Origin of the sequence: Streptomyces sp. NPDC008163 (genome assembly GCF_042956885.1) — a bacterium.
GTDB classification, from domain to species: Bacteria; Actinomycetota; Actinomycetes; order Streptomycetales; family Streptomycetaceae; genus Streptomyces; species Streptomyces drozdowiczii_A.
Genome location: NZ_JBIBHG010000003.1, coordinates 340,081 through 356,274, shown reverse-complemented (window position 1 = coordinate 356,274; position 16,194 = coordinate 340,081). Strand labels below are relative to the sequence as shown.

General features: G+C 73.1%; 9 protein-coding genes. 5 read left to right on the top strand and 4 right to left on the bottom strand.

The annotated features are described in order from the left end of the window. Positions 1-15 precede the first annotated feature (15 nt). Complete coding sequence (locus tag ACFZAT_RS09560; protein WP_391262406.1) at positions 16-1,752, bottom strand: AAA family ATPase; 1,737 nt, start codon at positions 1,750-1,752, stop codon at positions 16-18. 176 nt (positions 1,753-1,928) lie between these two features. Here ACFZAT_RS09560 and ACFZAT_RS09555 point away from each other — a divergent pair, with 176 nt between their 5' ends. From ACFZAT_RS09555 to ACFZAT_RS09535, 5 genes are all read left to right on the top strand, one after another. Beyond that, on the top strand, positions 1,929-5,012 hold the full coding sequence (locus tag ACFZAT_RS09555) for an Eco57I restriction-modification methylase domain-containing protein (protein ID WP_391262405.1): 3,084 nt from the start codon (positions 1,929-1,931) through the stop codon (positions 5,010-5,012). Positions 5,013-5,175: 163 nt separating this feature from the next. Next, a complete protein-coding gene (locus tag ACFZAT_RS09550) occupies positions 5,176-7,242 on the top strand; it encodes a phosphocholine-specific phospholipase C (protein ID WP_391262403.1) in 2,067 nt (688 codons plus the stop codon). 148 nt (positions 7,243-7,390) lie between these two features. Continuing rightward, complete coding sequence (locus tag ACFZAT_RS09545; protein WP_391262401.1) at positions 7,391-8,686, top strand: cytochrome P450; 1,296 nt, start codon at positions 7,391-7,393, stop codon at positions 8,684-8,686. Continuing rightward, entirely contained in the window at positions 8,683-9,936 is a 1,254-nt protein-coding gene (locus tag ACFZAT_RS09540) for a cytochrome P450 (RefSeq protein WP_391262399.1), read from the top strand. Before ACFZAT_RS09545 ends, ACFZAT_RS09540 begins: the two co-directional genes overlap by 4 nt. Positions 9,937-10,127: 191 nt before the next feature. Then, complete coding sequence (locus tag ACFZAT_RS09535; RefSeq protein ID WP_391262397.1) at positions 10,128-11,135, top strand: substrate-binding domain-containing protein; 1,008 nt, start codon at positions 10,128-10,130, stop codon at positions 11,133-11,135. A 48-nt stretch (positions 11,136-11,183) separates the two neighbouring features. On the opposite strand, the gene ACFZAT_RS09530 is transcribed toward ACFZAT_RS09535, so the two are convergent. From ACFZAT_RS09530 to ACFZAT_RS09520, 3 genes are read right to left on the bottom strand one after another with little or no spacing between them, the layout of a single operon-like run. Continuing rightward, positions 11,184-11,891 (bottom strand): hypothetical protein, encoded by a 708-nt coding sequence (locus ACFZAT_RS09530; RefSeq protein ID WP_391262395.1) that lies wholly within the window; start codon positions 11,889-11,891, stop codon positions 11,184-11,186. Positions 11,892-11,924: 33 nt separating this feature from the next. After that, the gene (locus tag ACFZAT_RS09525; protein WP_391262393.1) at positions 11,925-14,162 is read right to left on the bottom strand and encodes a glycoside hydrolase N-terminal domain-containing protein; all 2,238 of its coding nucleotides are present in this window, start codon (positions 14,160-14,162) and stop codon (positions 11,925-11,927) included. After that, on the bottom strand, positions 14,159-16,135 hold the full coding sequence (locus ACFZAT_RS09520) for a beta-galactosidase (protein ID WP_391262391.1): 1,977 nt from the start codon (positions 16,133-16,135) through the stop codon (positions 14,159-14,161). Before ACFZAT_RS09520 ends, ACFZAT_RS09525 begins: the two co-directional genes overlap by 4 nt. Positions 16,136-16,194 lie beyond the last annotated feature (59 nt).

Below are 16,194 nucleotides of genomic sequence, written 5' to 3'. Positions count from 1 at the left end.
GATCGTAGACAGGTGCTACGCCGTGCCCGCGTCCCGGTGCGCCTCCATCAGCTCGTCGTGCGCGGCGACGACGTCCCAGGCTAGGACGGTGACCATCTCCTCACGGGTCGGCGTGGAGTCGGTGTGCGCGGAGTACAGCCGCAGATCGCGCTGCGCCGACGCCTTCGCGCACAGCTCCCGGGCGAACCGGGCGTTGCCCACCAGATCCGCCTTGCCGCCGTCCACGATCGCCGTGCACAGCGAATTCAGGACGTCGAGCGCGCCCGCGTCCGGCTCGTCGCCCTGCGAGGCCAGCACCGACCGGGCGATCCGGACCAGTTCCTCGGCGGAGTACGACGGGAAGTCCACCCGGGTGTTGAACCGGGAGACCAGTCCGGGGTTGGTGGCGAGCAGCCCCGACATCTCGTCCCGGTAGCCGGCGAGCACCACGACGAGCCGGTCCCGGTCGTCCTCCGCCCGCTTCAGCAGCACCTGGATCGCCTCCTTGCCGAAGGCGTCGCCACCGCTCGTCCCGGTGTTGTACAGCGCGTACGCCTCGTCGATGAACAGCACCCCGTTCAGCGCCGAGTCGATGACCTCGTTCGTCTTGAGGGCCGTCGACCCCAGGTGCTGCCCGACCAGGTCGGCGCGCTGGGCCTCCACCACGTGCCCCGAACTCAGCAGCCCGAGCCCGGCGAAGACCTGGCCGATGATGCGGGCCACGGTCGTCTTGCCGGTGCCGGGCGGTCCCGCGAAGACGAAGTGCCGGGGCCGGGCCCCGCCGGGCAGGCCCTGCTCCTCGCGCAGCGCGGACATCCGCAACTGCGCGAGCAGCGTCTGCACCTGGCGCTTCACCGGCTGCAGCCCGATCATGGCGTCGAGCGCCCGCTGCGCCTCGGCGAGCACCCGGGCCCGTTCGTCGGCCGACAGTCCGCCCTCGCCGTCACCTTCGGAACCGGGCCGGGGCGCCGCCCCGCCCGCCGTGGCCGCGACCGGGGCGGCGGGCGCCGGGGCCGGCTTGCTCACCGGGCGGGCCTGGGCCCGGGACTCCACGTCGAGCAGGTCGGGCGCGCACCGGAACGCGTACTGGTAGCGCTTCAGCGCCTCCTCCTCGTGGCCCAGCGCCTCCAGCGACCGCCCCATGAAGTACTTCACCTCGGCGTCGAACCTGCTGCCCGCGTCCAGCTTCCCCGGCAGCGCGGACAGCACGTTCAGCGACTCGTGGCAGACCCCCTGGGCGAACAGCGCCCCGCCCACGTACAACTGCGCCTCGTCGCGCAGGAAGGCGTCACCGATGCCGGGCGCGAACTTCAGGACGAGCGGCCAGTCCTCCTTCAGGAACGCGTACCGGGTGCAGACGAAACGCGTCTCGTCGCAGTCCAGCAGCGCCGTGGAGAGCCCCTTCCACGCCTCGTCGAGCCGCCGGTCGTCCAGGAACGCCGACATGGCCGCCAGCCACAGATCGCGGGCGGTCTCCAGCCGGAAGGTGACGTAATGGCCGATCTGGAAGGTGGACCGGAACGGCGACTGGAACTTCGACCGCAGCGCCCCGAACTGCGCGGAGCTGCGCAGCATGCCGTCCAGCGCCGCCTTCTGGTCGGTGCCGGTCACATGCAGCCCCAGCCAGGCGTCGGCGGCGGCGGGGTCGTGCTGGGTGGCGAGCGCGAACTGCGCGGCGGCCCCCGCGTTCTCCCCCTGCCGCATGAGGGCCATGCCCTGGTTCCACGCCTGCTCGGCCCTTCTGGCCGACCCCCGGCTCGCGGCACCCTGCACGTGACTCTCCCCTCGCCGGGCACGGCGTCCGCACCCGTGGTCCCCCGTGATCACATCCGCAACGGTCGTTCAGGATAGCCAACGCCGGGCGAGCGGCCTCCCGGACGCCGGACGCCTCGGATACGCTTTCGCTCCCCGTCTCCGCTCCGCACCGTCACCGCCGGGAAGTCCGCCTGATGTCCGCCCTCCCCAGCAGCCGGACCCCGGACCGGCTCCGCAAGGGGGTGCGCGCCGCGCTCACCACCCTCGGCACCGGCTTCCTGCGCCACCCGGCCAACACCGTCCTGCGCGCGGACGCGGACGCCGCCGCCCTGCACAACGCCCTGCTGCGGCTGGTCTTCCGGCTCCTCTTCCTCTTCGTCACCGAGGACCGCGACGCCCTGCTGTCCCCGGCGGCGACCCCCCGCGCCAGGGCCCGGTACGCGGCGCGCTTCTCGACGGCCCGCCTGCGCGCCCGCGCGCGCGACTCCGTGGAGCAGGGCGAGCTGTACGCGGCGCTGCGCGCCGTACTCGACGCCCTCGGCGACCCGGACGGCGACCCCGGCATCGGCCTGCCCGGTCTCGGCGGCATCTTCACCGCCACGGCGGCCGACGCCCCGCTGCACGGGCTCGCCCTGTCCGACGAGGACCTGCTGACGGCGGTGCGCCAGTTGTCCGAGGCGCCGGACCCGGAGACGCGGCGCGCCCGCCCGGTCGACTTCGGCCGCCTCGACGCGGAGGAACTGGGCTCCGTCCACGAATCGCTCCTCCAGCTCGTCCCCCGGATCGACGCGGCGGACGGCGCCTTCACGCTGGTCGGGCTGCCCGGCAACGCCCGCAAGACATCGGGCTCCTATTACACTCCGGCCGCCCTGGTGGAGTGCCTGCTCGACGCCGCGCTCGACCCGGTCCTCGACGCCGCCGTCGCACGCGGCGAGGCCGCGGGCGCCGCCGACCCGGGCGAGGCCACCGCCCGCGAACTCCTCGCCCTCGCCGTCTGCGACCCGGCCTGCGGCTCCGGCCACCTCCTGGTGGCGGCGGCCCGCCGCATCGCGCGGCGCGTCGCGGCGGTGCGCGGAGGTACGGCGGAGGCGTTCCGCGACGCCCTCCGCGAGGTCGTCGCCCGCTGCGTGCACGGCGTGGACCTGGACCCGACGGCCGTCGAACTGGCCAGGATGGCGCTGTGGCTGGAGGCCCCGGAGCCCGGCCGGCCGCTCACCTTCCTGGACGCGCGCGTCAAGCACGGCAACGCCCTGATCGGCGCCGCGCCCGACCTGCTGCGGCACGGCGTCCCGGACGCGGCGTTCACCCCGCTCGCGGGCGACGACCGCGCGCACGCCAGGGCCCTGAGGAGGCGGAACAGGGCCGAGCGGAAGGACGGGCGCGACCGGCCGCCCGTCGCCCCGGGGCGCGAGGCCGCCGACGCCTGGTGCGCCGCGTTCCTGTGGCGCAGGACGGCGGACGCCCCGCCGGCGGTGACCGACGCGGTCCTCCGCGACCTGCCGGGCGCGCCCCGGTCCACCCACGAGGAGATCGCCGGGCTGCGGGACCGCTACCGGTTCTTCCACTGGCACCTGGAATTCCCCCAGGTCTTCGGCCCCGACGGCTCCGGCGGCTTCGACTGCGTCCTCGGCAACCCGCCCTGGGAGCGCATCAAGCTCCAGGAGCAGGAGTTCTTCGCCCAGCACGACGCGGAGATCGCCGCCGCGACGACGGCCGCCGCCCGCAAACGCCTGATCGCCGCGCTGAAGGAGGCGCCGGGCGGGGCCGCCCTGCACACCGACTTCGAGGCGGCCAAGCGGACGGCGGAGGGGACGAGCCACTTCCTGCGCTCCGGCGGACGGTATCCGCTCACCGGGCGCGGTGACATCAACACGTACGCCGTCTTCGCCGAGGCGGGCCGTGCGCTGACCGGCCCGCGCGGCCGGATGGGCATGATCGTGCCGACGGGCATCGCCACGGACGCGACGACCCGCTTCTACTTCAAGGACCTGGTCGACGGGGGCACGCTCGCCGCCCTGTACGACTTCGAGAACGCCGCGCCGGTCTTCCCCGACGTCCACCGCTCGTTCAAGTTCAGCATCCTCTCCCTGACCGGCCGCGCCCTGCGCGAACCCGCCGCCAGGTTCGCCTTCTTCCTCCGCGACCCGGCGGAACTCGCCGACGAAGGGCGGGTGTTCGCGCTCACGCCGGAGGAGATCGCGCTCCTCAACCCCAACACGGGCACCTGCCCGGTCTTCCGCACCCGCCGCGACGCCGAGATCACCCTCGGCGTCTACGCACGGCTCCCGGTCCTGATCAAGGAGGGCGACCCGGACGGCAACCCGTGGGGCGTCACCTTCGGCACGATGTTCCACATGGCCAACGACTCGCACCGCTTCCGCACCCGCGAGGAGCTGACGGCCACCGGCTGGCAGGCGGCCGGAAACCACTACGTCGACGGCGACCGCGTCATGCTCCCGCTGTACGAGGCCAAGATGGTCGACGCCTACAACCACCGCGCCGCCGACGTGGTCAAGAGCGCCACCGCCGTGAAGCGCCAGAACCAGCCCGCCTACCTGACGGCCGACGCCTGGGCCTCCGCGTCCCGCCTGGCCGTCCCCGGCAACTGGGTGGACCGCGCCGAGACACCGCCCGGCGCCCCGCCCGGCCGCCTCGCCTTCCTTCGGATCAGCAGCCCCACCAACCAGCGCACCATGATCTCCGCGATCCTGCCTCCGGCGGCCATCGGCGACTCCGTCTTCCTGCTGCACACCAGGAGCTCACGCGACAGCGCCGCCCTGGTCGCGCACTTCAACTCCTTCGTCTACGACTACGTCACCCGCCAGAAGGCCGCAGGACTCAACCTCAACTTCTTCTACGTCCGCCAGCTGCCCGTCCTGCCGCCGGAGACCGTCCACCGCCACATGGACTTCCTGACCCCGCGCGTCCTCGAACTCACCTGCACCGCGCACGACATGGGCCCCTTCGCCGCCGACCTGGGGGACACCGGCGGCCCGTTCCGCTGGGACGAGGACCGCCGGCTGCGGATCCGCGCGGAGCTCGACGCGTTCTTCTTCCACCTGTACGGGATCGGCCGCGCCGACACCGCGTACATCCTGGACACCTTCCCCATCGTCCGGCGCAAGGACGAGGCGCGCTACGGCGGATACCGCACCAAGGACCTGATCCTGACCGAGTACGACCACATGGCCGCCTCGGGGATCGCCACGGGCGGCACGTACACCTCACCGCTCAGCCCGCCGCCGGGTGACGGTCCCCGGCACCGGTGCCGCGCCTGAGCCCGGCGAGCGGGAATGGACCCGGGCCAGGTGGGTAGGTTCGCCGACTGTTCCGCCCGGCGTCACTCCGTGCACACTGCAAGAGCCTTACGCGGAGACCGCAGGGTCTGGAACACTCCACTCGTTTTCCGCCCGCATCCCCCCACCGCGAAGGCCTCCACCCATGGCAGAACTCGACCGCCGCCGGCTCCTGAAGCTCGCCGGGGGCTCCGTCGCCCTCACCGCCCTGTCGAGCAGCATCGCCCGCGCCGCCTCCCTCCCCGCGCGGAGGCGCACGGGCAGCATCCAGGACGTCGAGCACATCGTCGTCCTGATGCAGGAGAACCGTTCCTTCGACCACTACTTCGGGACGATGAAGGGCGTACGGGGCTACGGCGATCCGCGCCCCGTCACGCTGCCCAGCGGCAAACCGGTGTGGCACCAGGCGGACGCGGCGGGCAAGGAGGTGCTGCCGTTCCGGCCGCCGGCCGACAAGCTCGGGATGCAGTTTCTCCAGGACCTGAACCACGACTGGGCGGGCGGTCACCGGGCGTTCAACAAGGGGGCCTACGACCAGTGGGTGCCGGCCAAGACGGCGACCACGATGGCCCACCTCACCCGGGAGGACATCCCGTTCCACTACGCGCTCGCCGACGCGTTCACCGTCTGCGACGCGTACCACTGCTCGTTCATCGGCTCGACCGACCCCAACCGCTACTACCTCTGGAGCGGCTACACCGGCAACGACGGTGCCGGCGGCGGGCCCGAGCTGGGCAACGACGAGCGGGGATACGGCTGGACGACCTACCCGGAGCGGCTTCAGGAGGCCGGGGTGTCCTGGAAGGTGTACCAGGACATCGGCGACGGGCTCGACGCCGCCGGGTCCTGGGGGTGGATCGGTGACGCCTACCGGGGCACCTACGGCGACAACTCGCTGCTCTACTTCAACTCCTACCGCGACGCCCGGCCCGGCGACGCGCTGTACGACAAGGCCCGCACCGGCAGCGACCTGAAGAACGGTGGCGGCCTGCTCGACGACCTGAAGGCCGACATCAAGGCCGGGACGCTGCCCTCGGTGTCCTGGATCGTGGCGCCCGAGGCGTACAGCGAGCACCCCAACTGGCCTGCGAACTACGGCGCCTGGTACATCGCGCAGGTGCTGGACGCGCTCACCTCGGACCCGGAGGTGTGGGGCCGTACCGCCCTCTTCCTCACCTACGACGAGAACGACGGCTTCTTCGACCACGTCGTGCCGCCGTACGTCCCGTCCGGTGCCGCGCAGGGGCTGTCCACCGTGGACACCGCCGCCGACTACTTCCCGGGCGACCTGCGGTACGCGGCGGGCCCCTACGGCCTCGGCCAGCGTGTGCCGATGACCGTGGTGTCGCCGTGGAGCACCGGCGGCTACGCCTGCTCGGAGGTCTTCGACCACACCTCGGTCATCCGGTTCATCGAGCGGCGCTTCGGGGTGCACGAGCCGAACATCTCGCCCTGGCGACGGGCCGTCTGCGGCGACCTCACCTCCGCCTTCGACTTCGGGCGCAGGGACCCCGCCGCGCCCGAACTGCCGTCCACCGCAGCCTACGAGCCGCCGGACGGCGACCGGCACCCCGACTACAAGCCCGTGCCGCCCGCCACCGGCGCGGTGCCGAAGCAGGAGCGCGGCTCGCGCCCCACCCGCCCGCTGCCCTACGCGCCGCTGGTGGACGGGGCCGCCGACCCGGCCGCCGGGACCTTCCGGCTCACCTTCGGCGGGGGACCGGCGGCCGGCGCGCAGTTCCTCGTGACGTCCGGCAACCGCACGGACGGGCCCTGGACCTACACCACGCACGCGGGCGCCACGGTCAAGGACACCTGGAACACCGCGTACTCCCAGGGCGCCACCGACCTCACCGTCCACGGCCCGAACGGCTTCCTGCGCTCCTTCCGCAACCCCGGCAAGTCCGCGGGGCCCGAGGTGACCGCCCGCCACAACACCGCCACCGGCAACCTCGACCTCACGCTCACCCACAGCGGCACCGGCTCCGTCCGGCTGACCCTGCGCAGCGCCGCCGCCTACGGGGGAGAGGTGCGGACGGTCACCGTGCGGCCGGGCCAGCCCGTCGCGCAGACGCTCGACCTGCGCCGCAGCAAGCGCTGGTACGACCTCACCGTCACGAGCGACGCGGACGCCACCTTCCTGCGGCGCTTCGCCGGGCACGTCGAGACGGGCGCGGCCGGGGTGAGCGATCCGGGGCTGCGCACCGGGTGAGGCTCCGCGCGGACCGGCCGGGGCGGACGTCCATGGTTCGGGATTGATCGTGAATGACCATCCTGCTGCACATAAAATCCTTATAGTGAGCGAGAGTTGACCGCGTGATCTTGGCGCGTGCAGTCGTTCGCCACAGGAGTCAGGATTCATGACGCGCCCCTCCCCGGCCGAGTCCGCGCCGGTGTCCCCGGATGCCCCTTCCGGCTGCCCGGCACACGCCGGAGCCGTCCCGCTCTGGGGACCCGGCTTCCAGGCCGAGCCCCAGAGTGTCTACCGCGCGATGCGCCGCGACCACGGGCCGGTCGTCCCCGTCGAACTGCTCGGCGGCTTCCCGGCCTGGCTGGTCATCGGATACCGGGAGATCCACCGGGTCACCAGCGACGGCGAGCTGTTCCCGCGCGACGTCGGCCTCTGGAACCAGTGGTCGAACGTCCCCGACGACTGGCCGCTGCTGCCGATGGTCGGGCGGCCCCTGCCGTCCATCTACTTCAGCGCGGGCGAGGAGCACCTGCGGCACGCCCGCATGGTCACCCCCGCCCTCGAAGCGGCCGACCCGTTCCGCATCCGCCGGCACTGCGAGCAGCTCGCCGACCGGCTGATCGACGCGGTGTGCGCCCGGGGCACCGCCGACCTCGTCGCCGAGTTCTGCGAACCGCTGCCCGTGCTCGTCCTCGCCCGGCTCGTCGGCTTCCCCGACGAGCAGGGCGCCGCCATCGCGCGCGTCCTGAAGGACCTCGCGGACGGGGGACGGGAGGCGCAGAGCGCCCACCAGCGGTTCGGGGAGCACATGGCGCGGCTGCTCGCCGCGAAGCGGGCCGCGCCGGGCGACGACGTGACCTCCCGGATGCTCGCGTACCCCGAGGAGTTCACCGACGAGGAGTACACGCTCGACCTGATGGCCATCACTGCCGCCGGGCACCTCCCGACCGCCGACTGGATCAGCAACTCGGTCCGGCTGATGCTCACCGAGGACGAGTTCGCCGACTCCATGGCCGGCGGCCGGCGCAGCATCGGCGAGGCCATGAACGAGGTGCTGTGGGAGGACACCCCCACCCAGATCCTGGCCGGCCGCTGGGCCGCCCGCGACACCCAGCTCGGCGGGCAGCGCATCCGGTCCGGGGACATGCTGCTCCTCGGCCTCGGCGCCGCCAACACCGACCCGCTGATCCGCCAGGGCCTCTCCGGCGGCACGGGCCCCGCCCACGGCGGCAACGGCGCGCACCTCGCCTTCAGCCACGGCGAGTACCGGTGCCCGTTCCCCGCCCAGGAGATCGCCGAGATCATCGCCAGGACCGGCATCGAGGTACTGCTCGACCGGCTGCCCGACCTCCGGCTCGACGTCGCGGTCGAGGACCTGGTCCGACGGCCCTCCCCCTTCCTGCGCGGCAACACCACGCTCCCCGTCCGGTTCACCCCCGTACGCACGACAGGAGATCTCTCGTGACCTGCCCCCATGCCGCCCGGGCCGCGGCCCAGCCGGGTGCCACCGTCGTGATCGACCCGATGGTCCAGGACCTCGACGGCGAGACCGCACGGCTGCGCGACGCCGGACCGCTGGCCCGGATCGAACTCCTCGGCGTCCCGGCGTGGACCCTCACCCGGCACGCGGACGCCCGGCGGCTCCTGGTCGACCCGCGCCTGGTCAAGGACATCAACGCCTGGGGGCTCTGGCAGAGCGGTGAGGTGACGCACGCCTGGCCGCTCATCGGCATGATCGACGCCGGGCGGTCCATGTTCACCGTCGACGGCGCGGAGCACCGCAGGCTGCGCACCAAGACCTCCCAGGCGCTCACGCCCCGCCGTCTGGAAGCGATACGCCCCGCCATCGAGAAGTTCACCGCCGAGCTGCTGGACGCGCTGGAGGAGGGCGGCCGGGACGGGGCCGTGGTGGACCTCAAGTCGGTGTTCGCCCAGCCGCTGCCCATGCGGGTCGTCGGCATGCTGATGGGGGTCGACCCGGCCGAGAACGCCATGCTGACGCGTCAGTACAAGAAGTTCTTCTCCATGCTCACCCCGCAGGACGAGCGGCTGGCGCTCCTGGCCGACCTGGACGTCTTCTACGCCGGACTCGTACGCGAGAAGGCCGCGCACCCCACCGACGACCTGACGTCCGCGCTGATCCTGGCCGAGGAGGGCGGTGAGCCGCTGACCGAGGAGGAGGTCGTCGGCAACCTCAAGGCCATGGTGGCCGCCGGGCACGAGACCACGATCGGGCTCATCCTCAACGCCGTACGCGCCCTGCTCGCCCACCCCGGCCAGCTCCGGATGGTCCTCGACGGCGAGGTGTCCTGGGACACCGTCATCGAGGAGACGCTGCGCTGGGACACCCCGACCACCCACCTGCTCATGCGGTTCGCCACCGAGGACATCCAGGTCGGCGACGCCGTCATCGCCAAGGGCGAGGGCGTGGTCGTCTCGTACCGGGTGATCGGCCGCGACCCCGAGCAGCACGGCCCCGACGCGGACGCCTTCGACATCACGCGCCCCACCCCGATCCGGCACATCACCTTCGGGCACGGCCCGCACATCTGCCCCGGCGCCGGACTCTCCCGGGTCGAGGCGGGCATCGCCCTCCCGGCCCTCTTCGCGCGCTTCCCGGACCTGCGGCTCGCGGTCCCCGACGCCGAGCTGCGCAAGCTCCCGGTGATGACGCAGAACGACATGGAGTCCTTTCCCGTCCTGCTGGGCGGCTGAGCCGGTGTGACGGGGACGCGGGCGGCGGGCCTATCGTTGCGGTAGCCGGGAGCCCCACCCTGAGTCGAAGCGCTTCGACAGTGGTCTGGACATGCCGTCACGGCAGAGCTAGGCTCGCGCTGTCTCTCCACGTCACGGCTGGAGGGAGCGGAGTCGAAGCGCTTCGCCATATTCGACCGTGAGGGAGAGCCGTGGTCACCCTGGCCGAGGTCGCGCAGCACGCCGGAGTCTCCGCGAGCACGGTGAGCTACGTCCTCAGCGGGAAGCGCTCCATCTCCGTCGCCACCCGCGAGCGCGTCGAGCAGAGCATCCAGCAGCTCGGCTACCACCCCAACGCCGGGGCCCGGGCGCTCGCCAGCAGCCGGTCCAACATCATCGCGCTGATGGTGCCGCTGCGCACCGACATGTACGTGCCCGTGATGATGGAGATCGCCATCGCGGTCGCCACCACCGCCCGCACCCACGGCTACGATGTCCTCCTCCTCACCGGCGAGGAGGGGCCGGCCGCCGTGCGGCGGATCGCCGGCAGCTCGCTGGCCGACGCGATGATCCTGATGGACGTGGAACTGCACGACGAGCGGCTGCCCCTGCTGCGCGAGACGGACCGGGGCGCCGTCCTCATCGGCCTGCCTGCCGACACCACCGGACTGACCTGTGTGGACCTCGACTTCGAGGCGACCGGCGCGCTCTGCGTGGAGCATCTGGCCGGCCTCGGACATCGCGAGATCGCCGTCATCGGCGAGGCCGCCGCGGTCTACGAGCGCCACACCGGTTTCGCCGAGCGCACCGTCGACGGCGTACGCGCCAGGGCCCGGGAGACCGGCGTGCGCGTGCTGCACCGCCCCTGCGAGGGCGGATACGCGGCGATGGCCCAGACCCTGTCCCGGATATTCGACGAGCGCCCCGGTACCACCGGGTTCATCGTGCAGAACGAGGCGGCCGTGGAGCCGCTGCTCAACCTGCTGCGCCAGCAGGGCCGGGCCGTCCCCGAGGACGTGTCGGTGGTGGCGATCTGCCCCGAGCAGGTGGCCACCCAGGCTTCGGTCCGGCTGACCTCCGTCGCCATCCCGGCGCAGGAGATGGGCCGCCGCTCGGTCGAGCACGTCGTCGCCAAGCTGTCCGGCCGGGGCACGGACGACGTCGAGCTGCTGGCACCGGAACTGACGGTGCGTGAGAGCACCGGTCCCGCTCCCCGCTGACCGCGAGAGCCGGCCCCCGCGCGGGGGCCGGCTCCGCAGCTGTGCGGGTCAGCTCGTGGAGACGCCGAATCCGTTCGTACGGAAGTCGAGCCCGCCGGCCGACGAGGTGATCTCGTAGCCGAACTGGACGTCACCGATGGTCTCGTTGCCCCACCAGCCCTTGGTGTCCTTGATCCACTTCAGGATCGGCAGGACGTCCACCGTCCCCGACGTGGAGTCCGAGGTCCGCAGGAACGAGAACACCTGGTTGGCACCGTTGTCGCCCTTGTACACGGTCCAGGTGTGCCCGCCCAGCGTCACATTGCCCTGCGAGGTGCCCAACGGGCCCACGGCACCGTTGTAGTTGACCCAGAGCATGACCTCGTAGTCGTAGTCGCTGTCCCAGATGTCGTACGAGGTGTTGTACGCGCCGGACGACGGGACGGTGACGTTGTACGTGCTGGTGAGCGACGACAGCGAGCCGATCGGTTTGTTCACCACCTTCTTGGCGTTCGGGTACGACTTGATGCCGCCGGTGTCCGGGTGGTCCGCCCGGGCGCCCCAGTCCGAGGAGGAGTTGGCCCAGATGGACTGGGTGCCCGCCCCGGAGCCCCAGATGTTGTTGTAGAGGGTGTAGCCGTCGGAGGTGGTGTACGTGCCCCACTGGTCCGACGAGGACCAGACGGCCGCCTGGGCGGGGGCGGCGGCGAAGCCGACGAGGGCCGCCAGGGCCACCGCCGGGGTCAGGGCCAGCCTGCTGAGGGTGTGTGGTGCCATGGGTCGTCCTTCCATGGTGGGTGGGGGGAGGTGCTACCGCGCCCGGAGTTCCAGGACGCGGTCCACGCCGGCCGTCAGCTCCAGGGGAGCCGAGGGGGAGCCGGCGGAGGCTTCGGTGAGGATGTGGCCGTCGCCCGTGCGGACGTCGACTCGGGCGTCGCGCGCCGGGCGGAGGAGCGCCGTCGCGGTACCGCCGGCCGACCAGCGAAGGTCCAGGGACGCTCCGAACCGCGTACGCACACCGCGCAGTTCACCGGCCGGGCAGCCCGCGAGCGGCGCGGGCAGCAGGACCAGGCGGTGCGGGGCCGACTGCACCAGCGACTCGATCACGGTGGCGGGCAGGGCGTGCGCCGCGTCCGCGTTGTACACATCGCGGCCCGGGTAGTGGGAGCTCATCAGCGAGTCGTGGAAGAAGTCGCCCGCGAGGACCGAGCGGACCGCCGCCGAGGCCCGGGCCCCGTCCCGCAGCCGGGCCGCGATCAGCGCGTGGTGCAGATGGCCGTGGGCCGAGTCGTTCTCCGCGCCCCGCAGGGCGAGCGCCCGGTGCGCCGCGGCGGCCAGCCCGGGCGTGTCGTACGGGTTGACCGCGTCCAGCGGCCACACCGGGTAGAGGTGGCTGAGATGGCGGTGGTCGTACGTCTCCGCGAGCCCCGGCCACGCCCACTCGGCGAGCGCGCCGTCCTCGTTGACCCGGTAGTCGGCCAGCCGGTCCGCCAGCGCACGGCGGCGCCGGGCGACCGGGGCGTCGGGGGAGCGGTCGGCCGAGGCGGTGAGTGCGTGGCGGGCCGCCGCCAGGTCCATCGTCGCGTCGACCGTGCCCCAGCTCGCGTTGGCCGGACGGTTCTCCGGCGAGTACGAGGGCACGACGGCCACCCGCCCGTCCGGCCCGGTCCGGGTCAGGAAGTCCTCGTAGAACAGGGCCGTTTCGTGCAGGGCGGCGGTCAGCCGGGGGTCCTCGGCCCCCGTCGTCTCCGCGTGCTCGATCAGCGGCTCCAGCAGCCAGTCCGCACCGGCCGTCCACAGGTGCAGCGGGTAGGCGCGCTGGTAGTGCCGGGTGTGCCCGGACTCGCCGTCCGTGTGCGACGGGGCCACGATCCCGCGCGCCCCGAAGATCGCCCGCGCGTTGTCCCGCCAGTCCGCGAGCTGCCCGTACACCAGCGCCGCATGGGCCTCGGACACCTCCGGCAGCGCCGCGGCGGCGGCCGAGGCGATCTGGAGGTTCAGGTTGGCGTTCGTCGTGAAGGCCCCCGACCAGGCGGTGTCCCAGTCGCCCGTCCAGAGCCCGGTCAGCCGGGGCGGCAGGGCCCCGGACGCGGACAGCAGGTGGTAGCGGCCCGCCGCGCACAGCCGCTCCAGCAGCGCCGGGCTGTCCGGGCGACGGACCAACTCCGAGCCGGACAGGGCCCGTTCCGCCGGGTCCGCGTCCAGCGTGAGTGCCGCCCTCTCGAAGGCGGGCCGGTGCAGCGCCACATGCCGGTCCAGCAGCGCGGCGTACCCGTCACCGGGCAGCCCGGCGCACTCCGCCGCCAGGTCCAGGTGGCCCGCGTGCCGGCGCACCCGGGTCAGCAGCGACAGGCTCCTCGCCCCCTCGACCCGGACGCCCTCGCCCGCCACCGAGACCCGCCCGCCCTCCGCGCGGAGCACCGTCGCGCCGGTGTACGCGAGCTCGCTGTCCGGGTAGCCGGCGCGTAGCGTCAGCCGCGCCCCGTCCGGCGTGAGCACGGTGCTCCGGCCGACCGCCAGACGCGGCGGGGCGCCCGGCAGGGCGTGGTCGAGCGTCACGTCCACGGCGAGCCCCGGCCCGGTGACGTGCTGGACGATCACGTCGTCGGCGCGCGAGACGAAGACCCGGCTGCGCCAGGACTCGCAGGCGGCGGTGATCTCGCCGGTGGCGAAGTCGACCGTCCGCCGGTAGGCCGCGGCCGGGTCGGCGGCGTTCCCGGGCACCGGCCGGACGCGGGTCTGGAAGGCCGGGTGGAAGGGCTGTACCCACACCAGCGGACGGCCCGCGCCGAAGTGCTCCGCGGCCAGGGTGTCCCCGGCCAGCAGCGCGCTCTGGAGCCGGCCCAGCCGGTCCGCCAGCTCGGGCGGCCGGACGTGCCGGCTGCCGTTGGGCCGCACCAGGGTGTGATGGCTGACGATCACGCGGTCGTCGGCCGGGTCGCCGTACACCATGGCACCGTGCCGGCCGTTGCCGCCGAGGAACGCGTCCTCCCAGCGGGCGGCGGGGCGCGGCTCCCAGGTGGAGTCGATGCCGGTGCGCCCGGTCACGGCGCGGATCTCCGCAGCACCGCCACGCCGTAGCGGCCGAGCGCGATCCGGTCCGTGACCACGCGCCCGGTGAGCAGGTCCTCGTACACGCCGGGCACGGCCACGGTGACCATCTCGCGGCGGTGGTGGAGCAGGAACAGCAGCTCGCCCCGGCGCACCGCCTCCACCCCTTCGGGCAGCCCGGCGAGGACCGGGCCCGCCCCGGCCTCCCGGACCACGTCGGCCAGGAGGGCCCGCAGCGCCGGGGGCTCGGGGAGCGTCGACACGTACACCGCGCGGCCCCGGCGCAGCACGGCTGGCAGCCCGGCCAGCTCACCGTCGCGGTAGGCGGCCAGCACCTCGGTGTCCTCGGCCGCCTCCAGCTCCTCGGACCAGAGGGTGCCCCGGAAACCGTCGCACTCCACGGTCTCGTCCGCGTCCAGCGGCCACCACTCGTGCAGGGTGGCGATCCCGAACAGCTCGCGCAGGCGGGCGTCCATCCCGCCCGGCCGGACGCGGTCGTCCACGTCCGCGACGCCGCTGAAGAAGCCGCACACCAGGTGCCCGCCGCCCGCCACGTACGCCACGAGGTGGTCGACCGCCGCGTCGTCGAGGAGGTAGAGGTGCGGGACGAGGACCGCCTTGTAGCGGCCGAGGCCGGCGTCCGGGCGGGCGAAGTCGGTGGGTGTGCCGTTCTCCCACAGCGCACGGTGCCAGCGGCGGACGACCTCCGCGTAGTCGAGGAGCGCGGACGGGGCGCCCTCCTGGGCGCTCGCCCACCAGGCGTCCCAGTCGTGCAGGACGGCGACCTCGGCGGTCACCCCCGTACCGGACACAGCGGAGCCGATCGCGGCCAGCTCGGCGCCCAGCTGCCGGGTCTCGCGGTAGGCACGGCCCCGCTCACCGGCGTGGCCGAGCATCCCCGAGTGGAACTTCTCCGAGCCCTGCCGGGACTGCCGCCACTGGAAGTAGCAGATCGCGTCGGCGCCGCGCGCCACGGACTGGAGCGACCAGAGCCGGTTCAGCCCCTCCGGCTTCGGGTGGTTGACGCCCCGCCAGTTCACCGCGCCCGCCGCCTGCTCCATCAGCATCCACGGGCCGGCCGCCTGCGAGCGCGTCATGTCGGCGAGCATCGCGTTGTACTGCCCGCCCCACGGGTCGCGCGGGTCCGGGTAGACGTCGACCGAGACGATGTCCTCCTCGGCCGACCAGGCCCAGGCGTCCTGCCCGGACCACAGCGGCATGAAGTTCGTCGTCACCGGGATGTGCGGGGTGTGCCGGGCGACGATGTCCCGCTCGGCGGTGAAGCACTCCATGAGCGCGTCGGACGTGAAGCGCTTGAAGTCCAGCGCCTGGGTGGGGTTCCTCATGTACTGCGCCTTTCGCGGCGGCAGGATCTCCGTCCACGCGTCGTAGCGCTGGCTCCAGAATGCCGTACCCCACGCCTCGTTGAGGGCGTCGAGCGTCCCGTACCGGGCGCGCAGCCAGCGGCGGAAGTGGCCCGCCGTCTCGTCGCACCAGCAGTGCGTGCAGTACTCGTTGTTGATGTGCCACACGGTGAGCGCCGGATGCCGCGCGTACCGCGCGGCCAGGTCCTCGGTGAGCGCGGCGGCGTAACGGCGGTAGACCGGGGAGCTGGGGCAGAACTGCTGGCGCGAGCCGTACCAGACGATCGACCCGTCCTGCGCGCGCGGCAGCGTCTCCGGGTGCCGTGCCCCCATCCAGGGCGGCGGGGACGCGGTCGGGGTGGCGAGCACGACGCCGATGCCGTGTGCGTGCATCAGGTCCATCAGTCGGTCGAGCCAGTCGAACTCCCGTGCACCCGGGCGGGGTTCTATCCTTGCCCAGGAGAAGACGCCGAGGGTGACGGAGTTGACCCCGGCCTCCTTCATCAGCCGGACGTCGTCCTCCCACACCTCCTCGGGCCACTGCTCGGGGTTGTAGTCGCCTCCGAAGAGGATGCGGCCACGGGCCGCGTCGCGCAGGGACGGCATGGCGTCTCCGGTTCTCCTGGGTGGGGGTTTAGGGGGTGTCTTTGCGATGCACCGCACCA

What these genes read in the sequence shown, in the direction of transcription:
- ACFZAT_RS09555 (WP_391262405.1), top strand. Translation starts at nt 1,929, where the DNA reads ATGTCCGCCCTCCCCAGCAGCCGGACCCCGGACCGGCTCCGCAAGGGG.
- ACFZAT_RS09550 (WP_391262403.1), top strand. Translation starts at nt 5,176, where the DNA reads ATGGCAGAACTCGACCGCCGCCGGCTCCTGAAGCTCGCCGGGGGCTCC.
- ACFZAT_RS09545 (WP_391262401.1), top strand. Translation starts at nt 7,391, where the DNA reads ATGACGCGCCCCTCCCCGGCCGAGTCCGCGCCGGTGTCCCCGGATGCC.
- ACFZAT_RS09530 (WP_391262395.1), bottom strand. Translation starts at nt 11,891, where the DNA reads ATGGCACCACACACCCTCAGCAGGCTGGCCCTGACCCCGGCGGTGGCC.
- ACFZAT_RS09520 (WP_391262391.1), bottom strand. Translation starts at nt 16,135, where the DNA reads ATGCCGTCCCTGCGCGACGCGGCCCGTGGCCGCATCCTCTTCGGAGGC.